The sequence below is a fragment of the Chloroflexaceae bacterium genome (assembly GCA_025057155.1).
Lineage (GTDB): Bacteria > Chloroflexota > Chloroflexia > Chloroflexales > Chloroflexaceae > JACAEO01.
Genome location: JANWYD010000015.1, coordinates 95,662 through 121,244, shown reverse-complemented (window position 1 = coordinate 121,244; position 25,583 = coordinate 95,662). Strand labels below are relative to the sequence as shown.

At 66.3% G+C, this 25,583-nt stretch carries 18 protein-coding genes and 1 riboswitch; of the genes, 13 read left to right on the top strand and 5 right to left on the bottom strand.

Going from position 1 to position 25,583, the window contains the following annotated elements; genetic code table 11:
• The first annotated feature begins 3 nt into the window (after positions 1 to 3).
• Positions 4 to 1,524, top strand: coding sequence for a zinc ribbon domain-containing protein (locus NZU74_14625; protein MCS6882567.1), 1,521 nt, complete (start codon positions 4 to 6; stop codon positions 1,522 to 1,524).
• A gap of 173 nt (positions 1,525 to 1,697) precedes the next feature.
• Here the strand turns inward: NZU74_14625 and NZU74_14620 are convergent, their stop codons facing one another.
• Positions 1,698 to 3,242 (bottom strand): ATP-binding protein, encoded by a 1,545-nt coding sequence (locus NZU74_14620; GenBank protein MCS6882566.1) that lies wholly within the window; start codon positions 3,240 to 3,242, stop codon positions 1,698 to 1,700.
• On the bottom strand, positions 3,235 to 3,930 hold the full coding sequence (locus tag NZU74_14615; GenBank protein MCS6882565.1) for a response regulator transcription factor: 696 nt from the start codon (positions 3,928 to 3,930) through the stop codon (positions 3,235 to 3,237). The genes NZU74_14620 and NZU74_14615 overlap by 8 nt, the downstream gene beginning before the upstream one ends.
• 490 nt (positions 3,931 to 4,420) lie before the next feature.
• Here NZU74_14615 and NZU74_14610 point away from each other — a divergent pair, with 490 nt between their 5' ends.
• From NZU74_14610 to NZU74_14555, 12 genes are all read left to right on the top strand, one after another.
• On the top strand, positions 4,421 to 4,999 hold the full coding sequence (locus NZU74_14610; protein MCS6882564.1) for a PepSY domain-containing protein: 579 nt from the start codon (positions 4,421 to 4,423) through the stop codon (positions 4,997 to 4,999).
• A 226-nt stretch (positions 5,000 to 5,225) separates the two neighbouring features.
• A complete protein-coding gene (locus NZU74_14605) occupies positions 5,226 to 5,600 on the top strand; it encodes a hypothetical protein (GenBank protein ID MCS6882563.1) in 375 nt (124 codons plus the stop codon).
• Positions 5,601 to 5,664: 64 nt separating this feature from the next.
• Complete coding sequence (locus NZU74_14600; protein ID MCS6882562.1) at positions 5,665 to 6,591, top strand: FAD:protein FMN transferase; 927 nt, start codon at positions 5,665 to 5,667, stop codon at positions 6,589 to 6,591.
• Positions 6,592 to 6,817: 226 nt separating this feature from the next.
• Complete coding sequence (locus NZU74_14595; protein ID MCS6882561.1) at positions 6,818 to 7,720, top strand: hypothetical protein; 903 nt, start codon at positions 6,818 to 6,820, stop codon at positions 7,718 to 7,720.
• A gap of 427 nt (positions 7,721 to 8,147) precedes the next feature.
• Positions 8,148 to 9,644, top strand: coding sequence for an ethanolamine permease (gene eat, locus NZU74_14590; GenBank protein MCS6882560.1), 1,497 nt, complete (start codon positions 8,148 to 8,150; stop codon positions 9,642 to 9,644).
• 196 nt (positions 9,645 to 9,840) lie between these two features.
• Positions 9,841 to 11,235 (top strand): ethanolamine ammonia-lyase subunit EutB, encoded by a 1,395-nt coding sequence (locus NZU74_14585; GenBank protein ID MCS6882559.1) that lies wholly within the window; start codon positions 9,841 to 9,843, stop codon positions 11,233 to 11,235.
• Positions 11,236 to 11,271: 36 nt separating this feature from the next.
• Positions 11,272 to 12,057 carry an ethanolamine ammonia-lyase subunit EutC gene (gene eutC, locus NZU74_14580; protein ID MCS6882558.1) on the top strand — a complete coding sequence of 262 codons (786 nt, stop codon included), beginning with the start codon at positions 11,272 to 11,274 and terminating at the stop codon, positions 12,055 to 12,057.
• 243 nt (positions 12,058 to 12,300) lie between these two features.
• Positions 12,301 to 14,352, top strand: coding sequence for a PQQ-binding-like beta-propeller repeat protein (locus NZU74_14575; protein ID MCS6882557.1), 2,052 nt, complete (start codon positions 12,301 to 12,303; stop codon positions 14,350 to 14,352).
• A gap of 506 nt (positions 14,353 to 14,858) precedes the next feature.
• Positions 14,859 to 15,025, top strand: a riboswitch (M-box (ykoK) riboswitch).
• Between the two features lie 841 nt (positions 15,026 to 15,866).
• Positions 15,867 to 16,253: a hypothetical protein gene (locus NZU74_14570; protein MCS6882556.1), complete on the top strand. Its 387-nt coding sequence runs from the start codon at positions 15,867 to 15,869 to the stop codon at positions 16,251 to 16,253.
• 99 nt (positions 16,254 to 16,352) lie between these two features.
• Entirely contained in the window at positions 16,353 to 18,365 is a 2,013-nt protein-coding gene (locus NZU74_14565) for an ABC transporter permease subunit (GenBank protein ID MCS6882555.1), read from the top strand.
• A gap of 123 nt (positions 18,366 to 18,488) precedes the next feature.
• A complete protein-coding gene (locus NZU74_14560; GenBank protein MCS6882554.1) occupies positions 18,489 to 19,826 on the top strand; it encodes a nitrate/sulfonate/bicarbonate ABC transporter ATP-binding protein in 1,338 nt (445 codons plus the stop codon).
• 486 nt (positions 19,827 to 20,312) lie between these two features.
• On the top strand, positions 20,313 to 21,164 hold the full coding sequence (locus NZU74_14555) for an MgtC/SapB family protein (GenBank protein ID MCS6882553.1): 852 nt from the start codon (positions 20,313 to 20,315) through the stop codon (positions 21,162 to 21,164).
• Between the two features lie 232 nt (positions 21,165 to 21,396).
• On the opposite strand, the gene NZU74_14550 is transcribed toward NZU74_14555, so the two are convergent.
• From NZU74_14550 to NZU74_14540, 3 genes are all read right to left on the bottom strand, one after another.
• The gene (locus tag NZU74_14550) at positions 21,397 to 22,260 is read right to left on the bottom strand and encodes a HisA/HisF-related TIM barrel protein (protein MCS6882552.1); all 864 of its coding nucleotides are present in this window, start codon (positions 22,258 to 22,260) and stop codon (positions 21,397 to 21,399) included.
• On the bottom strand, positions 22,257 to 23,654 hold the full coding sequence (locus tag NZU74_14545; GenBank protein ID MCS6882551.1) for an MATE family efflux transporter: 1,398 nt from the start codon (positions 23,652 to 23,654) through the stop codon (positions 22,257 to 22,259). The genes NZU74_14550 and NZU74_14545 overlap by 4 nt, the downstream gene beginning before the upstream one ends.
• Positions 23,655 to 23,800: 146 nt before the next feature.
• The gene (locus NZU74_14540) at positions 23,801 to 25,354 is read right to left on the bottom strand and encodes a UDP-N-acetylmuramoyl-L-alanyl-D-glutamate--2,6-diaminopimelate ligase (GenBank protein MCS6882550.1); all 1,554 of its coding nucleotides are present in this window, start codon (positions 25,352 to 25,354) and stop codon (positions 23,801 to 23,803) included.
• Between the last annotated feature and the right edge of the window lie 229 nt (positions 25,355 to 25,583).

The window sequence follows — 25,583 nt, the reverse complement described above, 5'->3', positions numbered from 1 at the left end:
ATTATGAAGATCTGTCCTACCTGCGGCGCTCCAAATGATCTGGCTAACCGCTTCTGCGAACAGTGCGGCGTGCGGCTTGAGGAGGGCGCTGCCCCTGCCCCCGCCGGCGCCTCGGCGACGACCGCGCCGGCCGCGGTTGTCTGTCCAACTTGCAGCGCGCCGGTGCTGCCGGGTGAAGCCTTCTGCGACCAGTGCGGCGCTGATCTGACCAGTCTTGCCTATCCCGTCACGCCTGCCGCGCCTGCGCTGGCCGCCGATGCCGCCGGGCCTGCGACTATGCCCGCCGGCGCCGCTGAGGGGCAGTTGATCTGCGCCCTCTGCGGCGCGGCGGCGCTGCCTGGAGAGCGCTTCTGCGACACCTGCGGCGCGGATCTGTTCGCCCAGATCAACGCCTCGGCCCCCGCCGCGGTCGCGCCATCACTCACACCTCCCGACAGCGGTCCGGCGCTGGCCAACGGCGCCGAGATTCCCGCCCCCGCTGCCGAGGCCCCCGCTGTCCCCGCGCCTGCTGAGGCGCCTGCCGCCCCCGTCCCCGCCGAGGCGCCCACTGCGCCCATGGCCGAGGCGCCCGCCGTCGAAGCGCCCGCCGCGCCCGTGGACGCGGCGCCCGCCGTCACTGCCGCCGAGGCGCCCGCTGTGTCAGCAGCCGAGGCCCCCACCGTCGAGGCGCCCGCCGCGCCCGTGGCCGCCGCCCCTGGCGTCTCTGCCGCCGAGGCCCCGACTCCCCCCTCTGGCGCGCCAGCGTTCGATCGGGCCGCCTACGAAACCCGTCGCGCCGAACTGACCGCAACCATCACTCGTCAGCAACAGATCATCGCCCAGTTGGAGCAGATGCAGGCCACCTTTGGCCCGGCCACGCCTCCGGCGGTCGTCACCGGTCTGGCCGAGGCTCGCGAGGCCCTGGCTCGCGCCGAGAACGAACGCGCTGCGCTCGAGGCCGCCGCTCCCGCCGTCGATCCCGCTGAGGTGCGCCGGCTCCAGGAGGAAATCGCCCGCCAGCAACAGATCATCGCCCAGTTGGAGCAGATGCAGGCCACCTTCGGCCCCGCCACGCCCCCGGCGGTCGTCGCCGGTCTGGCGGAAGCGCGCGAGGCCCTGGCCCGCGCCGAAGCCTCCCTCGCCGCCCTGGGGGTGGCTCCTGCGCCCGCCGCTCCCGCCCCGGCGGTCGAGGCGCCGCCCTCGCCACCTCCGGCGCCCGCCGGCCCGCGTCTGGTTGTCGAGGAGAGCGGCGCTGTGCTGCCCCTGCCCCTCGACAAAACCGAGATTATCATCGGTCGCGAGGACCCCGTGAGCAACATCTTTCCCGAAATCGATCTCACCCCTCACGGCGGCGAACTGGGCGGCGTGAGCCGCCAGCATGCCCGGCTGAGCCGCGCCGGCGGTCAGTGGACGATCACCGATCTCAACAGCACTAACTACACCCGGCTCAACGGCGTGCGCCTGGAGCCGAACGTTCCAACCCCCATTACCAACGGCGCGCGGGTGCAGTTCGGGCGGGTCGTCGTGATTGTGCATCTCATCTGAAACGCACCCGCGCGGGTGGACCCGATGGAGTGTGGGGAAAGGGGGTTTCCCCATGCCCCTGCCAAACAGACGGGCCTGGGAGGCTATGCCTTCCCGGGCCCGACCCCTTCCCGGACCTCCCCTGCCGGGCGAGGAAACCAGACGCCTCTCTCCCTCTCTCTGGCCCACGCTCCTCATCTCCCCGGCAAGGTAAACCACACCGTCGTGCCCTGGCCGGGCGCGCTATTCGCCCCGATCTGCCCGCCCATCGCCGTGATCAGCGCCCTGGCGATTGCCAGGCCCAGCCCGGCATTGCCGCTGGCCCGCCCGCGAGCCGGATCCACCCGGTAGAAGCGCTCAAAGATGTGCGGCAAATGCTCCGGGGCGATCCCGCACCCCGTGTCGCTCACCCTGAAGCGCACCTCGCGTCCCTGGGGCGTCGCCGCAAGCGTAATGCTCCCGCCGGACGGCGTATGCCGCAATGCATTATCGAGCACGATCAGCAGCACCTGGCGCAGCCGGTCGGCGTCGGCGCAAACCGCTCCGCTCGCTTCCTCTACCCTCACGGTCACGCCCCGTTCCGTGCCCAGCCGCGCCACCTGGCGCTGCACCTCGGCCAGAAACGGCGCTACGTCCACCGTCGTGAGGGTGAGCGGCAACTGGCCGCTGTCGAGCCGCGACAGCATCAGCAGGTCGTCCACCAGCCGCCGCATATGATCGCTCTCAGAGAGCACATCCGCGAGCAACTCCCGCTGGTCAGCGTCCTCGGGCCTGACGTTGCGGAGCGCCACCTCGGCGCTGGCGCGGATCAGCGTCAGGGGTGTGCGCAACTCGTGGCTGGCGCTGGCGATGAACCGCTGCTGGCGCTCCCAGGCAGCCTGCGCCGGGCGCAGCGCCCGGCCTGCGAGCCACCAGCTCGTCCCGCCCAGCAACACCATGCTCAGGCTGCCCAGGACGAGCAAACCCACGGCCAGTTGCCATAGCACGCGATCCTGGTCACTGAGCACTCGACCGAGTTGCAGCGCCGCTGGCCCATCAGGACGGGTGAGGCGATAGGTCAGCAGGCGTACCCGTTGCCCATCGCTCAGGTGCACCGTGCGCTGGTCGCTGCCATGGCGCAATGCGGCTTCCAGAGCCTGCCGGTCCGGGCCGAGCGGCGCCGCGGCCGGGTTGGGGTTGAAGAGCACCTGCCCCGTCGTGTCGAGCGGCAGGACGAAGATCGCCGCCAGTTCGCCGTCATAGGCCAGAGGCGTGGCCGTTGCCGCGGGCGTCGCAAGCGGCGTCTCCTTCCCTCCACGCCGCTCTCCTCCCTCGGACGCGAGGATGGCCCCGCTGGACCGATCCACGATCACCTCCGCCCCATCGGCGAAGCGCACCTCGTACACCTCCCGGCCACGTTTCTCTTCACGCTCAACCCGCTGGGGAACCCCTCCGCCGCGATGGGCCACCGCTCGCGCCATCGCCTCGGCCTCCGAAAGCGGCGCTCCGGCCCGGCGCGGTAACAGCCCTGGCTCATTGCGGATCAGCGACCAGTCCCGGTCCGCCGAGACCAGGTCGGCGGGCAAAGGCGCGTCAAGAGCGTGAAACTCGTGGGCCATCTTGTGCCGCAAGGCCAGATCGGTCACCTGCTGGAAGTACCGCGCCACTACCAGGTAGCTCCCCCCACCCACCAGCGCCACCAGCATCAGCGCGGCCAGGGTATAGAGCAGGGTCAATTGAAGCCGCAGGCCTCTAAACATCGGGCGCCTCCAGTCGGTAACCGACGCCGCGCACCGTCACAATTGGATCGCGCTCTCCGGGGCCGTTCAATTTGCGTCGCAGATACGAAATGTATACGTCAACCATTTGCGGCTGCACATCGTGTTCATATGACCAGACATAATCCAGGATCTGCTGGCGGGTCAGGGTCTGACCCTGGTGACGGATCAAATACTCGAGCAGGTTCCACTCGGTGGGCGTCAGGTCGAGCGCGCGGGTATTGCGGCGCGCCGTATGCCCGCGCAGGTCGAGCACGATCGCGCCCGCGCGCAACTCCTGGGCGTCGGCTCCGGGCGGCGCAAAACGGCGGCTCAGCGCGCGCACCCGCGCCAGCAACTCTTCAAAGGCGAACGGCTTGACCAGGTAATCGTCCGCCCCGCTGTCCAGGCCCGCGACCTTATCCTCGATCTGGCCGCGCGCCGTCAGCAAGAGCAGCGCGGTAGGCAGGCGCGCCAGGCGCACCGACCGGCAGATCGACGGCCCGTCCCGCCCGGGCAGCATCCAGTCAATAATCGCCACGTCATAGCTGCCCCGCAGGGCCAGATCCAGCCCTGTGTCGCCATCGTGGGCTACATCCGCCTGGTAGTGGGCTTCCTCCAGCACACGGGCAACCAGCCGGGCCAGCCGTTGATCGTCCTCTATCACCAGCACGCGCATGACCGTCTTCAATCCTTCCTCCCGGCGCTCGTCCGCCGGCCGCCTCGTCGAGCGGGGTCGCAGAAATCCGGGTTCCCTGACGGTTTTTCAACCTCACAGACAGGGGCGCAGGGAACTGCGGTTTCCTCGCCTTCCAACCGGCAGCGTGGTGCTGGCCCCTTCGGTGAACCGCAGGCGATCCAGCTTCCCCTGTGCTCGTCTTCAGCATACCTCATCAAGATTGGAAAAAGATTGGAACATTCGAGGGGCCTTCCAAGAAAGTTCCAAAGCCTCCCGATTATCTTACGCAACGACGCTTCTCTTGATTAGCGCAAGCCTGGAGAAGCGAAGGCCAGAGGTTATGGGCGCCGCCGGCCGCGCCACTTCTGCCGAAACACGCCGTTGTTGCCGGTCCAATACCGGTTCCCGTTAAGTTGGCCGCTTGCCCATCACCCCCGGATCGTATCGGGCCTCTATGCACGATAAATCCACAATCTAAAATCCTACAAGGAGGATCCACCCTATGAGCCAGCGTCTTGCACTGATCGTCGCTGCTGCCATCACCGCTTTCGTTCTCGTTATTGTGGGCGCGTTGAGCATCCATCTGAGCGGCGCTGCCGGCCAGACGGCGAATGTGCTCCCGGCGAGCGCCGCGGTCACCCCATCGCCTGCCGCTGCTGCGCCTGACCCCGCGATCGAGGCCCTGCTGCGCGAGCGCGAAGCCGCCTACCAGGCCGCCCTGGCCGAAGCCAGCGCGCGCCTGGAAGCCGCCAACGCCCGGATTGCCAGCGCCAATCAACAACTCGCCAGCGCCGCCCAGTCTCGAGCATCCGGCGGCACAGCGCCGGTCGTCGCGTCGGCGACCGGCGCCGCGATCGGCGAACAACAGGCAATTGTCATTGCGCAACGCTACTACGGCGGCCAGGTGATCGCCGTCGAGCGCGAGACCGAGCACGGCGCCCTGGTCTACGAGGTGAAGTTCAGCGACAGGAGCTCAGTCTACGTGGATGCCGCCACCGGCCAGGTGGTCTATGCCAGGATAGCCGCTGGCGGAGATGACGACCGGTTCCGGCGCGAGCGTCACGAAGGGCATGATGACTGATGCCGGTTTTCCTTGCGCCCGGGGCCTTCTCGGGCGGGCCAGAGCCGGGAACTCCGGGTTCACCGCCTGCTCGCCGGTGTTGGAAGAGGGCCGGGGAAACCTTGTTTCTCCGCCTGCAAGCCGGTGCTGGAGGGTATGTCATGCTGGCGGGCCGGGGTTACGGCAGACGTCGCGGCTTCTCCGACGGTCATCGCAACATGAGTCAATCTGCGAACAGGAGTCCAAAATGATCACCAAACGACATCCCGCAGCTACTACTACAGGCGCTACCGGCATCAAAGCGTTGATCACTATCGCCTCCCTTGCCGGCGTCCTGGCAGGCTGGGCCTTCCTGAGCAGCCCGCCGCCCGCTGCGACATCCTCCGAGGCGTCTGGCGGCGCCACGGCCTACACCGCTCCGCCCCCGGCGTGGCTGCTCAGCGAACCACAGATTCCCACGCTGCCGCCTGTGGTCACCATCCAGTCGCTGCCAACGGCAGCCATCTCGCCGCCGGTTGCGTCAAATGGCGCTGCGGCGGTCAGCCCGGCGACCTCCGCAGGCCTATCAGGCGTCTCGGCGACGCAACCTGCGCCCATCACGATGACCCGTTCGTCGCGCTAATGGCGTCGTCGCCTGGCAACGGACGGCAATCCACAACCCGAAATTGAGAGTTGGGGTGTCACCTATGGTCACATTTTCCTTCCGCGCTATGGGCAGCCAGATCCTGGTCATACTCGAAGCGCCGGACCCTATCGCCCGGCCGGCGCTAGCAAGCCTGCCCGGGGTCTTCGCGAGCTGGGAGGCGATCCTCAGCCGCTTCCGACCCGACAGCGAATTAAGCTGTCTGAACAGCTCCCGGCGCGAGTGGCTTGTCATCAGCCCCACGCTGGCCGAGGCGCTCGCCCTGGCCCTGCGCGGCGCCGCAGCGACCGACGGCCTCGTGACCCCGCTGGTGCTGGAAGCCCTGGAGCATGCCGGCTACGACCGCGACTTCAGCATTGTCGCTAGCGGCGCGTCGCCCGCCGCGGCAACGCTCGCCCGGCCCGTGGCAGACTGGCGTCGCATTCGCGTTGATCCGCTCCACGGCAGCGTGGATCGCCCGCCTGGCCTCCGCCTCGACCTGGGCGGAGTGGCCAAGGGCTGGGCCGCTGATCGAGCCATCCGCCTGATCGCCCGCCATGGCCCGGCCCTGGTGGATGTCGGCGGCGACATCGCCGTCAGCGGCCCGCGTCGCGACGGCGCCGCCTGGCCCATCGGCGTGCAGGACCCCCGTGGCAGCGCCGATCCCCTGGCAGTGCTGCGGATCGCCTCCGGCGGCGTGGCAACCTCCGGGCGCGATTACCGACGCTGGCGTCAGGGCGATATGGAGCGCCACCATATCATCGATCCGCGCACCGGCGCGCCCGCCGAGACTGACCTGCTTAGCGTGACCGTGGTGGCCGCAAGCGCTGCCGACGCCGAGATCGCCGCCAAGGCCGCGCTGATCCTGGGCAGCGCCGCCGGCCTGTCCTGGCTGGACGCGCGCCCCTGGCTGGCCGGTCTCCTCGTCCGTGACGATGGCGCGGTGCTGCACACTCCGACGCTCGAAGCGTTGTTGTGGAAGCGCGCGTAGCTAAGTGGCCGGAGTATGGTACAGCCGGCGTCCCTACATCCTCACGAGCAGCGTTGAACGTTTCGGCGCCCTCCCATCGAGCCGGGGCATGGGGAAACCGGGTTTCCCCACACCCTCGAAGCAGGGTTGTGATTTGCCGGGTCCGCAGCAGGCCGGGGCGTGGGAAAACCCGGTTTCCCCATTCCTCTCCGATCGCCCATTTTTGCATCAGTTCAGGAGAATGACCATGAGCAGCGACAAAACCGCCCGCCTGGCCGCCATTCGCGCGGCCAACGCCGCCAGGCGCACTCCCCCATCCGACGCGCCTGCGACGGAGGGACCACTGGCCACTCCCGCCGCTCGGGGGACCGACGATATCCTGCCTCCTACGATGGCTCTTCCCACCCTGTTCAGCCTCCTTGCCGCCGCGATTGCCGGCGCTCTTGGCGCCGTGTTTGTCTTACCCGCCTGGCTCCCCGCCCTGAGCGCCTCGCTTCTGGGGGATGCGCCGCACGCCTACTGGTACCTGGCCCGCAGCAGCGCCATCGTCGCCTACGTTTTGCTCTGGCTGAGCACGGTCGCCGGCCTGCTGATGACCAGCAAACTCGCCCGCCTCTGGCAGGGCGGTCCTATGGCCTTCGACCTCCACCAGCACGCCAGTTTGCTGGGATTGGCCTTCGCCATGTTTCATGCTTTCATCCTGCTTGGTGATCGCTACATTCAGGCTGACTTGCGTCAGCTTCTGGTCCCCTTTGCCTATGCCGGCCATCAACCCCTCTGGGTTGGTCTGGGCCAGATCGGCCTGTATCTTCTGGCCCTGGTTGGTCTCAGCTTCTACATCAAATCATGGATCGGTCGTGGGGCCTGGCGGCTCATCCACTTCCTGAGCTTCGCGCTCTTCGTTCTTGTATTGCTGCATGGCATCTTCAGCGGCAGCGACAGCGCCAATCCCTGGGTCCAGAGCCTCTATTGGACCACCGGCGGCAGCGTCCTGTTTCTTTTTTGCTATCGCCTCCTCAGGAGTGTCGCCCCCTTACGGCGCCATTCTGGGGGGACGCCGGGCAGCGCAGCCCACCCGTCATGCCCGCTTCCGCCCGTTGCGGGCGCGTCTTCTGGCGAAGCCGCAATCGGTCTGCTCCGGGCGGAATGAGAACCTTCCCGCCAGGCGAGGGTGTGGGGAAAGCTGGTTTCCCCACGCCCCGTCAACCCGACGCTGGCGGCGCAGCGCCCCGTGCGCTACGCTGCGCCCGCCAGAGACGCCCGTTCCCCGGCCTGGCGTGCGTGCCTCGCCATACACACGTCGCTTGACAACCCGCTGACGATCCGGTACATTTATCGCAATTTCCCCAGCATGAGCGAAGAGCGACCGCGACTCCTCCAGCGCCGCAGGCGGCATAGCTTTGCCCCGGTCGCATGCTGCGTAAGATGCGCTGCCGCAAATGCGGCAGTTTCGCAGTATGGCCTCCATCCTGCGGCTCACGCCCGGCCACGCGCCGATCGCGGCTCGTGGTTACGCGAGGGTCCAGGTTTGCGGGTTGGCATTCGTTTGTTCGTTGGATCCTGAGAGGAGTCCGGTTATGGCTGACAAGCCACAGGCGCTCGGCAGAAAGTCACAGGTTGATGTTGGCGGAGTAACCTACGAACAGGTCGGCGAGGAGTATCTGGCGCAGCGCCGCCTGCGCAAAAGCGCCGGCTGGGTGCTGTTGTGGGCCCTCGGCGTTGGCGCGGTTATTTCGGGCGATTTCTTTGGCTGGAACTACGGTCTGTCTGCGGGCGGATTCGGCGGTCTCCTGCTTGCCACGTTCGTTGTGGCCGTCATGTACCTGTGCATGGTTTTTTCAATTGCGGAACTATCCGCCGCCCTGCCCCATGCTGGCGGTTTCTACTCGTTCACCCGCAACGCCTTTGGGCCAACCCTTGGGTTTGTGAACGGCGTTGCTGATATTATCGAATATGTAATCACCCCCGCGGTGATTGTCACCTCCATCGCCGCCTACATGCAGACCATTTTCTCCTTTGTTCCGCTCTACGTCTGGTGGGTGGTTTTCTACGCCGTCTTTGTCGGCATCAATGTCCTGGGCACCGCCCTCACCCTGCGCGTTGGCCTGATCGTCACGCTCCTGGCCATCGGCGCCCTGGTGGTGTTCTACGTCGGCGCGGTGATCTCCGGGGCCTTTAGCTGGGATCGCGTGTTCAACATCCCGCCCACGCCAGGCAATAACGCCTTCCTCCCCTTCGGCTGGTACGGCGTATTCGCGGCCTTGCCTTTTGCCATCTGGTTCTATCTGGCAATCGAGCAACTGCCCCTGGCGGCCGAAGAAAGTCACGACGTCGTGCGCGATATTCCCAGGGCGCTGATCTGGGGTCTGCTCACCTTACTGGCGCTCTCCTTGCTGACCCTGGTGCTCAACTCCGGCGTAGGCGGCGGCGCCGCGGAGGTCGGCGAGTCGGCAGCTCCCCTGGAGATCGGCTTCCGCGCCATCTTCGGTTCCGGCGCTACAACGATTGTCTTGACCCTGGTGGCGCTCACCGGCCTGGTAGCCAGTTTCCACACCATCATCTACGCCTACGGGCGGGTGCTCTTCTCCCTCTCGCGCGCCGGCTACATCCCCCGCTGGATCTCGGTGACCGGCGCGCGCCATACGCCCGCTCGCGCGCTCATCCTCGGCGGCGTAGTCGGTCTGGTTCTGGCCCTGTTGATCGATCTCCTCGGCAGCGGCAGCAGCGTTGGCGCCGCGCTCCTGACTATGAGCGTTTTCGGCGCGGTGATCTCCTACGCGCTGGTGATGCTCTCGTATATCAAGCTGGCTATTACCCGCCCCAACCTGCACCGCCCCTACAAAAGCCCCCTCGGAGTGCCCGGCGCCGTGGTCGGCACAGTTCTGGCCGTGCTCTCGCTCTTCGCCACCATGGCGATCGAGGATAACCGGCCCGGCGTGATCGGCACGGCGATCTTTATGGCGGTAATGGTGGCGTACTACTTCTTCTATAGCCGCAAGCGCCTCGTTGCCCAGGCGCCCGAAGAAGAAGCCGCGCTGATCGCCGAAGCCGAACGTGAACTCAAGCATCTGTGAGGCTTCACCGGATGGTCGGAGCAGAGAGTTTCCGGGAGGGCAAAGCCCCTCCGGACCTCCTCTGTTCGAGAATGCACCGATATGCGCCTCTCCTTACACACCTCCGCACCTCCACAGCTCTACATCTCCACACAACCGGTCCGCGGAGCCGGAGAAGCATAGTGACGAACACTAGAGACTCAAGCGGGTTTGAACCATGCCATACACCCAGACCCTTGGCGGGCGCACCTACCAGTTCAAGGATCTCAAGACCCTCATGGCCAGAGCCACCCCTGAACGCTCAGGCGACCAGCTTGCCGGTCTCGCCGCCGAGAGCGCTGAAGAGCGGGTCGCCGCCCAACTGTGCCTGGCCGAGCTGCCACTGACAACCTTTCTCGAAGAACCGCTGATCCCCTACGAGGAAGACGAAGTCACGCGCCTGATCCTTGATACCCACGATCGCGCCGCCTTTGCACCCATTAGCGGCTTGACCGTGGGCGCCTTCCGTGAATGGCTGCTCTCCTACGCTACGGATAGCGAGGTCCTCAACGCTCTGGCGCCCGGGATCACTCCTGAAATGGCCGCTGCCGTCTCCAAGATTATGCGTAATCAGGATCTGATCGCGGTCAGCCGCAAGTGCCGCGTGGTAACCCGCTTTCGCACCACCATCGGCCTGCCCGGCCGCTTCTCGTCACGCATCCAGCCTAACCACCCCACCGACGATCCCCGCGGCATCGCCGCCTCGATCCTCGACGGTCTGCTCCACGGCTGCGGCGATGCGGTAATTGGCATCAATCCCGCTACCGACAGCCCACAGGCCGTCATCGCCCTCCTTGAATTGATTGATGATCTGCGCCAGCGTTACGCCATCCCCATCCAGTCGTCGCTACTGGCCCACGTCACCACCCAGATGGCCGCCATCGAACGCGGCGCTCCGGTGGACCTGGTGTTCCAGTCCATTGCCGGCACCGAAGCCGCCAACCGCTCCTTCGGGGTCAACCTCGCCCTCCTGCGCGAGGCGCGCGCCGCCGCGCTGTCGTTGGGTCGCGGCGCCATCGGCGACAACGTGATGTACTTTGAAACCGGTCAGGGCAGCGCCCTCTCGGCCAACGCCCACCACGGCGTTGACCAGCAGACCTGCGAGGCCCGGGCCTATGCCGTGGCCCGCCACTTCGAGCCGCTGCTGGTCAACACGGTGGTGGGCTTTATCGGTCCTGAATATCTCTACGATGGCAAGCAGATCACCCGCGCTGCGCTCGAAGACCTCTTCTGCGGTCGCCTGATGGGCGTGCCGATGGGCTGCGACGCGTGCTACACTAATCACGCCGAAGCAGACCAGAACGATATTGACAACCTCCTGGTGCTGCTGGGCGTGGCTGGCTGCGCCTACATCATGGGCGTGCCCGGGGCCGATGACGTGATGCTCAACTACCAGAGCACCTCGTATCACGATGTGCGCTTTGTGCAGACCACCCTGGGCCTGCGACCCGCTCCGGAGTTTGAGGCCTGGCTGATTGATATGGGCATCATCGAGCCTGATGGTCGCCTGGCCTCTCGTGAGCAACCGCGCCTGCTGCAGGCTGTCGCCCAGCTTGCCGCCGGGCGCGCGTAAAGCGAATGCGCCACCGACCCGCAAACAGGTGCTACCATGTCTGACGAACCCCTGCCTTCTAATGACCCGTGGCAGGCGCTGCGCCGCTATACCAATGCCCGCATCGCCCTCGGTCGCGCTGGCGACGGTCTGCCTACCGCTCCGCTGCTGGCCTTCCAATACGACCACGCCCGCGCCCGCGACGCGGTGCATCTGCCCTTCGACGCCGAAGGTGTGGCCGCAGCGGCGGGCGCCGCCGGATTGCCCGTGCTGATCGTGCACAGCGCCGCACCCGACCGGGCAACCTATCTCAAGCGCCCCGACCTCGGCCGGCGCCTGAACGACGATTCCCGCGTGGCCCTATCCCTGCACGCACCGCCTGATGGTGAGCCGTATGACGCCGTTCTGGCCATCGCGGATGGTCTCTCGGCCCTGGCAGTACATCGTCACGCTGCCCCCCTGGTTATCCACATAGCCGAAGCCCTCCAGGGTCTGGGCTGGCGCCTGGCGCCGATCGTGGTGGTGCGCCAGGGTCGGGTAGCCGTAGCCGATGAGATAGGCAGCCTGCTTCGCGCCAGGCAGGCCGCCATCCTGATCGGCGAACGCCCGGGTCTGAGCGTGGCTGACAGCCTTGGCATATATCTGACCTACGATCCGCGCCCCGGACGCACCGATGCTGAACGCAACTGCATCTCGAATATCCATGCCCATGGCCAGAGCTATGCTGCTGCCACCCAGACGCTGATCTATTTGATGAGCGAAGCGCGACGCCTCAAACTGAGCGGCGTCGCGCTGAAGGACGAGCGCGCCGAGCGCGACGGCCCGGCTGCGCTGCCCGCTTAACTCGCCTCACCTGCGCCCCAGGCGGCCACGATCCTGCAAACTACCGCAGTGTGCGGTGATCCGCAGCAGCGACTCGCTTGTAATCTAATTGTAATCTTCAAACTCTTGTAACAGCAGAGGTACATACAGTAGAACAGAGCCGCGGCAAAAGCCGGCTGCGCGCCGCCTTCCTGGCTCCGGCGCGCGGCGCCCCGTGTGCTGACAATCTGGTTTACGACAGCCTACCACGCCGCGGAGGAGCTTATGCAACGAGCTTCAAGGCCCGCTCTGGTAACCGCCGCCCTGCTCGCCCTTCTGGTGATCTTCGGAGTTCTCCTACCCTTTCAGGTAATAAGCCTCGGTCAGCGCTCCACCGGTCCAATCCTCTTACCCTTCATCGCCTCAGCCGGACTTCCCCCCTCCAACCCTTCCGCCGAATGGTCGCAGTACGCCTTCAATGCCCAGCGCACCAGTTTCTATCCTAATGCCGTTCCGGCGCCCTGGCGCTGGAAGTGGGCCTGGAACGGCCCCGACGCCGCCGGCGGCATCGCTGCCGGCAAATTCGGCTTGCCACGTACCAGCCAGCCTGTAACTGGCGGTGGTCGCGTGTACGTCGCCGCGGGCAGCCGCGGCGTCTACGCGCTCGACAACGCCAATGGCGCTCCGGTCTGGAACCGCAACCCCGGCGGAAGCATCAACTCCACTCCCGCCTATGACGCCGACACCAGGGCGCTCTTCGTCGTATCCAGCAACGGTACGCTCTACAAGCTCGACGCCGCCGATGGCCGGACCCTGGGCAGTTTCGCCGCCAGCGGCAACAGCACCCTGCCCTTGCCTCCTGCCATCAGTGGCGACCGGGTGTTTTTCTCGATGGGCGCCGCGGTCTACGCCGTGAACAAGACCACCATGCAGCAGATCTGGCGCTACGACGCTGGATCGCCCGTCGACACCCCCCCGGCCTACTCCGCCACCCGCAACCTGGTGGTGGTCGCCTCGCGCGATCTCTTCGTCCATGGCATCCGCAATGCCGATGGCGGTCGCGCCTGGCGCACCAAGACCGCCGCCCACGTTCCCGGTGATCCTATGACCCTGGGCGACAACGATTTCGCAGCCGTCAGCTATGGCTGGCCGGTGATCGCCGAGCAGAACGGTGTGGTTTTTATCAAACTGCAACTCGACACGGAATCGATCTGGACCTGGAGCCCCTGGCCGGGAAGCAACGCCGAGATGCGACGCAACCTGCTCAGTAAGCCTACGGATCAGGCTTTGCTGGCATTGCGGCTTGACACCGGCGCCACAGCCTTTATACCTAACGTTGGCAATGGCGGCTTCGGCGATGGCGATTATCTGCCAATGGGGCCGCTACCTGTCATCAGTCGCCTGAGCGATGGCTCGGAAGTGGCCTATGTGATGATGCGCGGTTCACCTTGCAAGCAGAACCCCTGTGATGGCCGGTGGGACTCGCATTTCGGCGAAATGATGCTGAACGACGCCACCGTGCCGGGTTACCGGTCTGGCGAGGTGCGCTTCATGGAGGGCACGTTTATTCCCACCGATGAGCAGCCGTATCTGACCATGGCCGGCAATCAGCTCTTCGCCGGCCACTGGGAAGTCGGGATTGCCCATACTATCACTGACCGCTCACCGAGCCGGGGCGTCAACACCAATCCCATCCGGGTCGCCAACCTGCCGCACATTGCGACATCGCAGGACAATGACGAATGCGGAACGGGTTTCAACACCAGTCACTACTGCGACCGCAGTCTCTACAATACCCGTATCTGGCCCGCTGGCTTCTATATCTACTGGCGACAGGGCAACGTCTACGACCGCTACTGGAGTGAATATGCCAGTTGGGTAATCAGCAACAATATGCTCTACGTCGTAAGCACCGACGGGGCGGTTGTGGCTCTAGAACCCGGGCAGCCGCGGGGTGTCAGCGTCCCGGGCGCAACGGGCCAGGACGCAACCATCGCGGAGGCGCGCGCCTCGCAAGAGGTCATTGACCATACCCTGGCCCGCGCCTACGCCGGGCGCACCGTGACCGTCGAGGGCGTTCTGCGCGAGGTCTTCAACAACGGGAAAGCGGTCTACCTCGGCTACCACGCGCCGCACCGCGGCCACTTCCTGGTGCGCATCCTGAAGGAGGACTGGCCCAACTTCGAGCGATCCCCCGAGCAACTCTATGCGCCGGGGCAGCGGGTGCAGGTCACGGGGAGGATTGAGTGGTACCAGGGCGACCCGGTGATCTATGTGCGGAACCCGGCACAAATCCGCGTGGTCGGCGCACCCAGCGCCGCCGCGCCGCGCCCGTAGACTGGTTTGTTGCATCCAGGGGAAAGTCTGGAGAGACCAGAGACCCTCCAGAGGGATGTGCGAAGTCTGTCTCAGGCGGTGGGCTGTGGAGCGGCTACGCCGCCCCAGGGGTTGTTGGCTCGGTGGTTGTGGCGGCGCAGCCGGCATAACCACCGGAAAACTCGTAGGACAGCTATGCTGCTCCACCTCCCCCGCCGCGGGAGTGTGATGTAAGTTTCTGCAACCGCTGGCACCCTGGCAAGGCGACGCCTGCGCCCGACACCCGGTACGGGCGGCCACCCCGGTCCAATCCCGGCGGCCAACCCGCCCCGTGGCGCGAACGTCATCGTGGGCGTCCGGGGGCGCACGAACGTTGCCGGCAGGGTCATGGTCGCGCGGGTTTCGTGCAGGAACATACGTCGCATCTCCAGCGCGGGAGGCGGTCTTTGCAAAAATCCTGCCAAGGCAAAGAACAGCTTGACACATCACCGATTGAGTGATATTCTTGTGCGGGACAAATGATAGGCGCTGCTCCTCGTTAGGCGCGGATCGCTTGCGAATACAGGTCATTGCTCCGACCCGTCGAAAGACGCTAAGGGGTACACGGTATACCTCGGCTTAAGGGGTATGCTAAGATGACTGCGGCACTTCCGCCACGTCGTAAGCGATCTTAAGCTCAACCAGGGGGAGACACGCAGGCATCGCCGCTTGAACGTGCCCCTCTGGCTGAGGCTGGAGGGGCTTTTGAATGAGGAGTTATATGGACGACGGTCATCCAGGTTGGCGGCGCGATGTTGCGCTGACAAGCTGCGCCTGTGCCTGTTTCATCGGTGGCGCCCTTCCCTGTCGCTAGACCTGGGTGGTGTTGGGTTGCGCCCCGGTGAGGCTGGCCTCACCGGGGCCTTTTGGTTTCCCCCTGGCGCGGTTTGTCTTCCTCCTCGCGCCGCTGTTCCTGCTCGACAAGTCAAAAACCAGTAGCCGTTCCCGTCCGAACCCGTCGGCCTGACGCCGATGCGGTGGCGTTTCACCCCCTGGTGGTCAGGGGGGCTTCGGGGCGCCCTGAGGCGGCAAAAGGCGGGTTACGCGCCTTCCTCACGGAGGTGCGCTGGCTTCGCTATGCCCTTTGAAGCCTGAAAGGAGGAACCTCCGATGTTGATGCTGCGCTGGACCCTCGATGCCAACGGACGCCTGACGGCCACCGTCGTGCGCTTGCCGACGAGGACGCGCCCGCTTGCCCTGCTTGGCGCGCCGCAGCAGGCCCCGTCCACCGTCCGTTCGGCGCAAACCGCGACCACGGCACGGGCGGCGGCGTCCGCGCGGGCTGATCGCAAACATGAACCCGAGGTGCACCGGGGCGGATCTGGGAGGGCGCAGCTCTCCGAAGCCCTCCCCTGATATGAGCGCGGAAGAATGCCGATCTTCCTGCCCCCTTTCCGGCAGGAGGGTGGGGAAACCCGCTTTCCCCACGCCCGTACTTGCGGAGAAGGTCCGGGAGGGCCTGGCCCTCCCACAACGTCCCTGGAAAGGAATGGCTTATGCTGGCGACCATGCTTCTGTATCGCCGGTCAACCATCCGCTGGTTGTTGATCGAAGCCGTACAGCGCGCCTGGCGCCGCCACGAGGTGATTGTGCCGCTCTACCGGCGGCTGGCGGCCCGCGCCCCCGATGAGCAACGCGAGAGCCTGTTGCTCCAGATGGCCGAAAGGGAACGCCGCCACCAGCAACGCTACGAGCGCATGCTGTCGCGGCTGCGCGCGCCGTTGCCCGGGGGTGTCAATCTGTTCGACCGCCTCTGGTTGTGGCTGCTGCCGCGCTGCGGACCGGACCTGGCGCTGCGCTGGGCCGCCTGGGCCGAGCGGCGCGATACCCGGGCGATCCTCGAAGCGGCAATGCTGCTGCGCAGTATTCTTCGCGGCCGTTGAACCGGCCACGAGAAGCCCCTGGCAACGATGAGGTTGCCCTCAACCCGGTGACCCGGACCATGTTTTCGTCGAAGGTCTTCATATGTCAGGAGGCTGCCAATGCGCGCGACCTTTCCCGATGCCGGCGTGCTGCGCCCGCGCTTCAAACTCACGCCCTGGGACCTTGTCGTCGTCCCGCTGGTGATTGTGGTCATTCTACTGCTCACGATCGCCTTTCGCGGCGCGGCGCAACCGTTCGACGCCGCCTCGCCCGATCTCACTGTCAGCCTGGACCCGCGCAACCTGCCCTACTATGGGCTTCGGACAGTGTTCCGCATGTTCCTCGCGGTGCTGCTGAGCCTGCTCTTCACGTTCACCGTGGCGACCCTGGCCGCCAAATCGCGGCGCGCCGAGATGGTCATCATCCCGGCCCTGGATTTCCTCCAGTCATTGCCGATCCTGGGCTTTTTGACCGTGACCACGGCCATCTTCCTGGGCGTGTTCCGCGGCAGCCTGATGGGGCTTGAAGCGGCCAGTATCTTCGCGATCTTCACCTCGCAGGTCTGGAACATGGCCTTTAGCTTCTACCACTCGTTGATCACCACGCCCAGGGAGTTGCAAGAGGCCGCCGCCGTGCTGCGCCTCTCGCCCTGGAAGAAGTTCTGGAAACTTGAGGCGCCCTTCGCGATGCCGAGCCTGATCTGGAACACGATGATGTCGGTGTCGGGCGGATGGTTCTTCGTGGTCGCCTCCGAGGTTATCTCGGTGGTCGGGCGCGACAATGACCAGTATCTGCCGGGGGTTGGCTCATATATCGCCCTGGCCATCGAACAGGCTAATGTGGCCGCGATGGTCTACGCCGGTCTGACATTGCTGATCATCATCCTGATCTATGACCAGTTGATCTTCCGTCCGATCGTCGCCTGGGCCGAAAAGTTCAAAGTTGAGCAGTCCGAGGCGCAGGAAGTGGCGCAGTCGTGGATGCTGCGCCTGTGGCAACGCTCGGGGTTCGCCGGCAACCTGAACGCCATCGGCGCCGCCGCGCAACGCGTCCTTCCGACCCTCCCGGTCAGAGAAGATCCTGGCCCGCGGGTGGAGATGAGCGCGGAGCCGCGACCGATTGATCGCATTATTGACCGGATCTGGTACGCGCTGGTCATCGCCGTGACGCTATGGGCGGTCTGGTTTCTGGCGACCTACATGTTTGGGCCAGGGTTGGGCTTCGGCGACGGCCAGGTGCTGGCGGCGAACCCGAATGTGAACCGCGGTCTCGACCCGGAGATTGCGCGCCAGTTTGCCGCCTTCGGGGTAACGGCCAACCCCGATCAGACAGTCTGGCTGTCGGATGTCTGCGCGGCGACGGCCGGCGGAACACAGGTAAGCGCGAGCCTGGCGGGGCTGTTGCGCGACGAGCGCGTCGGCGCGCCGGAGGATCTGGCCGCGGCCTGCGCGATACCTATGGCGCCGGCGGGCAAGGTTGCCTGGCCGGAGGCGCTGGAGTGCCTCTGGCTCGGGTTGCTCACCACGATGCGCGTGGTGCTCTGGATCAGCGTCGCCACCCTGGTGTGGACGCCGATCGGCGTCTGGATCGGCTTGCGTCCGCGGGTCGCCCAGTTCGTGCAGCCGCTGGCGCAGTTCGCGGCGGCGTTCCCGGCCAACCTGCTCTTTCCCATCGCGGTGGTGCTTATCGCCACCTATGCGTTGCCGCAGAACCTGTTCCAGGCTCCGCTGATGATCCTGGGGGCCCAGTGGTACATCCTATTCAATGTGATCGCCGGCACGGTCGCCATCCCCAACGATCTGAAAGAGGCCGCCCGAGTCCTGGATTTACGGGGGTGGGCCTGGTGGCGCAAACTGATCATTCCGGCGATCTTTCCGGCCTTTGTGACCGGCGGGATCACGGCGTCGGGAGGCTCGTGGAACGCCTCGATCGTCTCCGAGGTCGTATCGTGGGGCGGCACGACCCTTACCCTGAGCGGTCTGGGGGCCTACATCGCCCACTGGAGCACCGGCGAGTTCAACCCGCATGTCGGGCTGGGCATGCTGGTGATGGGTCTGCTCGTGTTGGCATTCAACCGTTTGTTCTGGCGACGGCTCTACGCCCTGGCTGAGACGCGCTTCCGCCTGGATTAGCGTGGGGCAACCGGGTTGCTCCTCTGCAACCCGGAGGGTTGCCCCCACTTCCTCCAAGCAACCTAGGAATGAGCCTTCCTGGAAGGGCCTGGCCCTCCTGCATCTGACCGAAAGGAGCATCACATGGCGACGACCCTGACCCCGAAGACGACGGCGAGCGTCGGAAAAGCCATCCTGAGCGCCCGCAATCTGCACAAGATTTTCAAGACGCCCGAAGGCAACGATCTGCTGGTGCTCGACAACATCAATCTGGATCTGGCGGAGGGCGAGATTGTCGCCCTGCTGGGACGCTCTGGCTCCGGCAAGTCTACGCTGCTGCGCTGCCTGATCGGGCTGATTTCCCCGTCGAGCGGCGAGGTGCGCTACCGCAACCGGCCGGTGACCGGACCGATGCCGGGGATGGCGATGGTCTTCCAATCCTTCGCCCTCTTCCCCTGGCTGACGGTGCTGGAAAACGTGGAACTCGGCCTGGAGACGCAGGGGGTCCCGGCAGGCGAGCGCCGGCGCCGGGCGCTGGCGGCAATTGACCTGATCGGTCTTGATGGATTCGAGAGCGCGTATCCGAAGGAATTGTCTGGCGGCATGCGCCAGCGGGTGGGCTTTGCCCGCGCCCTGGTGACCAACCCCGACGTGCTGTTGATGGATGAGCCATTCTCGGCGCTCGATGTGCTGACCGCTGAGAACCTGCGCGCCGAATTGCTCGATCTGTGGGAGGAGCGGCGCATTCCGACCAAAGCGATCCTGATGGTCACGCATAACATCGAAGAGGCGGCGCTGATGGCCGACCGGGTGCTCATCCTCAGTTCCAATCCCGGACGGATCATCAGCAGCCAGCAGATCGATCTGCCGCGCCCGCGCGATCGCAACGATCCCGCGTTTCTCGCCACCGTCGAGACGATCTACCGGGCGATGACGACCCCGGAGGCGGCATTCGTCAGCGCTGCGGCCGTAGGGTTCGATCATGCCGGCCTGGACATGCGCCTGCCCGAAGCGGAGGTGGCCCGGATCATCGGGTTGATCGAACGGGTTGCCGCCGGTCCGGATCGCGGGCGCGACGATCTGCCGGTGCTGGCTGCGGATATGCAACTCGATGCGGACGATCTCTTCCCGATCACCGACGCGGCTGAGTTGCTGGGCTTCGCGCAGACCCGCGAAGGCGACATTACCCTGCTGCCGGAGGGGGTGAAACTGGCGCGGAGCGACATCCAGGAGCGCAAGGTCATTTTTGCCGAGCATCTGATGAACCGCGTGCCGCTGGTGGCGCATATCCGGCGCGTGCTGGCCACCCGGCCCGATCACCGCGCGCCGCGCGAGCGGTTCCTGAGCGAACTGGAGGACTTTATGGGCGCAGATGAGGCCGAGCGCACGCTCGACACCGCCATTGACTGGGGGCGCTACGCCGAACTCTTTGAATACGACGCGCGCGAGGGGCGGCTGCGGTTGCCGGAGAACGGCGGGTGAGGCCATTTCGGATTTTGGATTGTGGATTGCCGGATGTGGCGTCCCAATCAGGCCGGGCGATGCTACGCATGCATCGTGTTCAATGGGTATGCGACTCTGCGCCGAGAGGAGGGTGGGGAAACCCGATCTCCCCAGGCTCCTGCCCGTCGAGGGCTGCGCGCTACTATCATTACGACTTATACTTGTGCGGGATTGGCGCGTCTCGCGGAGTGGGCTGCGGGTACAACCGGGCGGCACCTTGCCTGTAAGGCACGGTTCACACCTGGGTTGAGATTAGACGGGCACGGGGAGGCGTAGCCTCCCCGCCATCCCGTTTCGCCCGCGGCAGTAGAGCGCCCGCCGCGGGCGAAACCAACGGATCGCGGAGGGTTGCGCCCTCTGCGCCTCCCCTGAACAGTAACCCCCAGGGCCGCGCGGCGAAACTGTGTGCGAAGCGCCTGATGATTGAAGTGTGCTGGAATACCGAGTGGAAAGCGGGAGACAGTTATGATGCAGGACCTGGCTGCGGAGTTGCTGCGCCTGTTGGGACCGGTCAATCTCGACGTGATCTTCCGGCTCGTCCTGACAATGGCGCTCTGTGGCATCATCGGCCTCGAGCGCTCAGGGCACGAACGCGCCAGCGGGTTTCGCCCGCATATTCTGGTGGGGTTGGGGGCCTGCCTGGTAACGATGGCCGGGGCCTATGGCTTCAGCGACCTGACCGGCGAACGCGATGCCCTGCGGGTGGCCAGTTACGTTGTTTCAGGGATCGGGTTTATGGGCGCCGGGGCGATCCTGCGCCACGGGACCACGGTGCGTGGTCTGACCACCGCCGCCACCCTGTGGGGCTGCGCCGGTATCGGGGTGACGGTGGCGACGGGATTGGGGTGGCTGGCGATCGTCGGGGCGTTGCTGTTCCTCTTCACCTTGACGACCCTCGAGTGGGTCGAAGCGCGGCTCAACTTTGGCGCGCCGGTAAATCGCCTGCGCATTCATCTCCACGATGATAACCGCGCTGTCGGGAAGGCTCTCGACGCCCTCGCCCGCCTCGGCGCGCCGGTCAAACGCGCGACGGTGCTGCCCGGCGCCGGAACCTCGGCCCTGCTCGATGTCGAACTCACGCGGGCGCTCACCGCGTCGCAGGCGCCGCTGCTGGCAAAACAGTTGTTGACGCTCAAGAACTATGTCGCGCAGGTCGACACGACCATCACGCCACTGGATGAGCCGGCGGACGCCGAGGAACCCGATGAGACGCTGAGCGCCGAGGAGGTGGTGCCGTTGAATCTCAGCGATGACGACCTCCTTCAGGATCTGAACGAACCGGATCAGCAGCAGCGCCGTCCGGCGCAGCAGACCTGATGCCATTTTGGATTTCGGATTTTGGATTGCCGTAATATGGGCTCCCAATGAGACCTGGCGATGGTGCCTGTGCACTGTGTTCAACAGGAATAGCTATGAGGCACGGTTCAGTTCGGGGCGTTCCAGTTCGGCAGACTGGTCCACATCTTTACACCTCCACACCTCGACACCTCCACACCTCGACACCTCCACACCTCCACAAACCGGCCAGGCGAGCGCGCGGAGGCGCTTGTCAACCCGGACCGCTCGGGTTTGCACCTTGTCTCGGCGACAGATCGGCCATAATCCGCCCCGCGGCGCGCAGGTCGGTGAGCAGGGCGCTGCCCAGGGCCACAGCGGCGGCCCCGGCGTCGAGGAGGGCGCGGGCATCGGCGGCGCGCATCACCCCGCCGCCGCCGATCAGCGGCACGTCCACCGTCCCCGCAACCCGGGCCACCGCCCGCAGCCCCAGGGGCCGCAGCGCCGGGCCGCAGAGACGCCCCTCGACGCGTCGGCCCGCTACAATGGCGGCGCCGGGCGGGCCGACGCTCAGGTTGAGCGCGTCGGCGCCGGCAGCGGCGGAGGCCGCGGCAAGTTCCGCCAGGTCCTCAACATAGACGGGCAGTTTGACAATTAGCGGCAGCGGGGTGGCCGCGCGCGCCGCCGCGACCAGGCGCGCCGCTGTCGCCGGTTCGGTCGCCCCTAAGGTTGGGAGCGGCAGTTCAACGCCCCGCACCCCTTCGATCATTTCCAGTTCGGCCAGGAGCGCGCCGAGTTCGGCTTCGTCGGCAGCGGTGACGCTCAGGATCACCGGCGTCTCCCAGGCGGCCCAGATCAGTGCAAAGCGCTGGCGCACGGCGCGCAGGCCGGGATTGGGGGCGCCGCTGGCATAGAGCAGGCCGGCCGGGGTTTCGACCAGCGTGGAGGCCGGACGGGCGCGCCGGGGGCGCAGGCTGGTGCTGCGAGTGATCAGCGCGCCCAGGCCGTGCCCGCCGTCGCGCTGCCCGAGCCGGAGTAGTCGCCCTACCTCGACGCCGTAGCCCAGACTCCCCGCCGCGGCCAGCAGCGGGGTTGCCAGTTCGAGCGCGTAGGGATTGCGCGGGGCCAGGTCAATCATACTTCAATCTTCTGCCACTTCCCGGAGCTGAAGCGCCACAGCGCCATAATCGCCTGAAGGGTAAAGTCGGTGCACATTGCCAGCCACACGCCGGGCAACCCGCCGCCGAGCTGGCCCACCACCACGAAGGTGAGCGGCAGGCGCACCACCCAGGTGGTGAACAGGCGGCTGTAGAGGGGCCAGCGGGTGTCGCCCGCGCCTCGCAGCGCGCCGAGCAGGATGAAGCTCACCGCCAGGGCTGGCTGCACCAGACCGGCGGCGCGCAGCGGGGGCGTGGCCGCCGCCACTACCATTGGATCGTTGGTGAAGAGGGATACCAGTTGCGCCGGGAAGAGCGCCATCAACACGCCCAGCGCGCTCATCATCAGGCCGCCCTGGAACAGGCCCTCGTAGGCGCTGCGCTCGGCCTCGTCAGGCCGGCGCGCGCCCAGAGCCTGCCCTACCAGGGCTCCGGTGGCGGCGGCATAGCCCATCCCTGGCAGAAACGAGACCGACTCGATCGTAATGGTGATATTGTGCGCCGCGTAGGCCGTCGCGCCCAGATTGGTCACGAAGCGCACGAAGATCAGCAGCGCCGCCTGAAAGACGAACTGCTCCCCCGCCGTGGGCAACCCGACGCGCACCAGGCGCCGGAGCATCTCCGGGTCGGGCCGCCACTCGAGGACCAGCCGCAGCCCGGCGTGGCCTCGCAGCATCAGCACGACAGCGGCGATGCCCCCCAGTCCGCGGGCCAGGGCGGCGCCCAGCGCCGCGCCCGTCACACCCAGCGCGGGCATGCCCAGTTGCCCGTTTACCAGCAGCCAGGTTACGGCGATATTAATTGTGTTCACTGCCAGCATCAGCAGCAGAGGCGTGCGGGTGTCGCCCGCGCCCCGCAGGCAGGCGGTGATCGCTATCAGCAACGCGGTGGGGAGGAAGGTGAGCGCGGTAATGTGGATATACTCCACGCCGATAGCGCGGGTTTCCTGGGGGGCGTTGAGGGTGGCCAGGAACGGCTCCGCTGCCAGCAACCCCAGGGCCGTGGCCGTGACGCCGACCAGCACCCCCAGCAGCGCCACCTGGCGCACGATGCGCCCCAGGCTGGTCTCGTCGCGGGCGCCCACGGCGCGGGCCACCAGGGCCGTGGCGCCAATGCCGACGGCCATGAACAGCACCATGACGATCCAGGAAAACTGATTGCCCAGACCGACCGCCGTCAGCGCGGCGGCGCTGTCGTAGCCGAGCAACGCCGCCGTCGCGGGGGCCAGATTGCCCACGAGAAACACGTCGGCCAGGCCGACCATGGTGTTGAGCAATTGCTCGCCGACAGCGGGAAGGGCCAGAACGAACATGCGCCGGCGAATGGAGCCGCCTGGCTGGCTGCGAGCGCTATCCGGGGCGCTGACTGCGCGCATCGTTGTTGTTCCTCGCGGACAGGGAGGATGGGGAAACCCGTACAGCACTTGCCGCAGAGGGCGCAGAGAGGCGCCGAGGCTTTCAATGAACCCAATCCTCCACCCTCCTCTGCGCGCTCTGCGGTAAAAACAGGCGCCTGTCATGTTCAACCGCTGTCGGCGGGCGCCGTGTACCCCAGGGCTTGCAGGGCGCGCCGCGCCTCGGCGGCTTCGTCCCAGGGGCGGCTGCGGTCGGCGTAGATAATACTGCCCTCGTGGCCCTTCCCCAGCAACAGCACGACATCACCGGGCCGGGCGGCTGCCATCGCGGCCTTGATAGCCTCGCTACGATCAGGGATGATCCAGTAATCTTGATTGGCCCGACGGCCCGCCCGTTCAACGCCGGCGGCGATCTGGGCGATAATCGCCAGCGGGTCCTCGCCCCGCGGATCCTCATCGGTAAGCACCAGCAGATCGCAGTAGTGTCCGGCAATCTCCCCCTGGATGGCCCGTTTAGCCACATCGCGTTCACCGGCGCTGCCGAAGACGGCGATGATCCGTCCCCGGGCCAGGGGCCGCAGCATGCTGAACACCTGTTCAAACGACTCGGGATTGTGGGCGTAGTCCACAATCACGTCAAACGGTTGCCCCATCACCACCGGCTCCATTCTGCCGCGCGGGCCGCGAGCGGCGCCGAGGGCGGCGACGGCCTGTTCGAGAGGCGCGCCCTGGCTCAGGGCTACACTGAGGGCCGCCAGGGCATTGGAGACGTTGAAGGCCCCGGGCAGGGCCAGGCGCAGGCGCGCGCTGCCCCAGGGCGTGTCAACCGTGAGGTCCGCGCCGGTAGCGCTGGCTGTCACTTCATAGGCGCGCACATCGGCGTTGGAGCCCGTGCCGAAGCGCAACTGGCGGGCCGCCGCGGGCGCCGCGCGGAGGAAGGCCTGGTGGTGGGGATCGTCGGCGTTGACAATTGCCCAGGCTTCGCCCTTGCGCCTTCCCGAGGGCGTGCGTTCACCCAGCATTTCGAAGAGGCGCGCCTTATCGGCGCGGTATTGCTCAAGGGTGCCATGGAAGTCCAGATGCTCGTGACCGAGGTTGAGGAACACTGCCACGTCGAAGAGGCAGCCGCCGAGACGGTTCCAGCGGGCGGAAAGAGCATGCGAGGTGGCTTCGATCACCGCGACGTCGCAGCCATCGGCCACCATTGCCGCCAGGAGCGCCTGCACTTCAGGGGCCTCGGGGGTGCTCTGGCGGGTATCGTTGGCCCAGCGCCGCGGGCCTACCTTGAAATCCACGGTGTTGATCAACCCCGTGCGATGGCCGCAGGCATCGAGGATCTGGCTGATGAGATCAGTGGTGGTGCTTTTGCCCTTTGTGCCGGTTACACCGATGGCGCGCAGGCGCAGCGCCGGGTAGTCATAGAAGGCGGCGGCGAGAGGCGCCAGCGCGACCCGGCTATCAATGGCCACCACGAGGGTTGCCTCGTCGGGCGCCGGAGCATGGCCCCACTGTCGCGCGTCAACCAGCACCGCGCGCGCCCCCCGTGCTACGGCCTCGTCCACGTAGGCGTGCCCGTCGGCGTGCTGGCCTTTGATCGCCACGAACAGCGCGCCGGGTTCGACCCTGCGTGAGTCGTAGACCACCCCGGTGATAGGAATATCAAGGGGGCCATCGGCGCGTAGCACAGCCACGCCGGCCAGCAAGGTGCGTAGGGTTGGCATTGGTTTGTCCATGGGTTGCCCGCGCGGCTGCGCCGCACGCCACCGAAAAGGAAAAACAGAGTCTGCCTCGCAGAACGAAGCCCGCCCAAACCCTCCCCCGCGGGAACCTTGTTTTCCTGGGAGGGCGAATCCCGCCCAAACCCTCTCCTTCGGTACGTGTTCAGAGTTGGGGTAACCCCCCAGACCCGGGAGCGAGGGCGTCACGCCCTCGTCATGATTCGAGGGCAAG

What these genes read in the sequence shown, in the direction of transcription:
- NZU74_14560 (MCS6882554.1), top strand. Translation starts at nt 18,489, where the DNA reads ATGGCGACGACCCTGACCCCGAAGACGACGGCGAGCGTCGGAAAAGCC.
- NZU74_14625 (MCS6882567.1), top strand. Translation starts at nt 4, where the DNA reads ATGAAGATCTGTCCTACCTGCGGCGCTCCAAATGATCTGGCTAACCGC.
- NZU74_14570 (MCS6882556.1), top strand. Translation starts at nt 15,867, where the DNA reads ATGCTGGCGACCATGCTTCTGTATCGCCGGTCAACCATCCGCTGGTTG.
- eutC (MCS6882558.1), top strand. Translation starts at nt 11,272, where the DNA reads ATGTCTGACGAACCCCTGCCTTCTAATGACCCGTGGCAGGCGCTGCGC.
- NZU74_14605 (MCS6882563.1), top strand. Translation starts at nt 5,226, where the DNA reads ATGATCACCAAACGACATCCCGCAGCTACTACTACAGGCGCTACCGGC.
- NZU74_14545 (MCS6882551.1), bottom strand. Translation starts at nt 23,654, where the DNA reads ATGCGCGCAGTCAGCGCCCCGGATAGCGCTCGCAGCCAGCCAGGCGGC.
- NZU74_14565 (MCS6882555.1), top strand. Translation starts at nt 16,353, where the DNA reads ATGCGCGCGACCTTTCCCGATGCCGGCGTGCTGCGCCCGCGCTTCAAA.
- NZU74_14595 (MCS6882561.1), top strand. Translation starts at nt 6,818, where the DNA reads ATGAGCAGCGACAAAACCGCCCGCCTGGCCGCCATTCGCGCGGCCAAC.
- NZU74_14575 (MCS6882557.1), top strand. Translation starts at nt 12,301, where the DNA reads ATGCAACGAGCTTCAAGGCCCGCTCTGGTAACCGCCGCCCTGCTCGCC.
- eat (MCS6882560.1), top strand. Translation starts at nt 8,148, where the DNA reads ATGGCTGACAAGCCACAGGCGCTCGGCAGAAAGTCACAGGTTGATGTT.
- NZU74_14555 (MCS6882553.1), top strand. Translation starts at nt 20,313, where the DNA reads ATGATGCAGGACCTGGCTGCGGAGTTGCTGCGCCTGTTGGGACCGGTC.
- NZU74_14620 (MCS6882566.1), bottom strand. Translation starts at nt 3,242, where the DNA reads ATGTTTAGAGGCCTGCGGCTTCAATTGACCCTGCTCTATACCCTGGCC.
- NZU74_14600 (MCS6882562.1), top strand. Translation starts at nt 5,665, where the DNA reads ATGGTCACATTTTCCTTCCGCGCTATGGGCAGCCAGATCCTGGTCATA.
- NZU74_14585 (MCS6882559.1), top strand. Translation starts at nt 9,841, where the DNA reads ATGCCATACACCCAGACCCTTGGCGGGCGCACCTACCAGTTCAAGGAT.
- NZU74_14610 (MCS6882564.1), top strand. Translation starts at nt 4,421, where the DNA reads ATGAGCCAGCGTCTTGCACTGATCGTCGCTGCTGCCATCACCGCTTTC.
- NZU74_14550 (MCS6882552.1), bottom strand. Translation starts at nt 22,260, where the DNA reads ATGATTGACCTGGCCCCGCGCAATCCCTACGCGCTCGAACTGGCAACC.
- NZU74_14540 (MCS6882550.1), bottom strand. Translation starts at nt 25,354, where the DNA reads ATGCCAACCCTACGCACCTTGCTGGCCGGCGTGGCTGTGCTACGCGCC.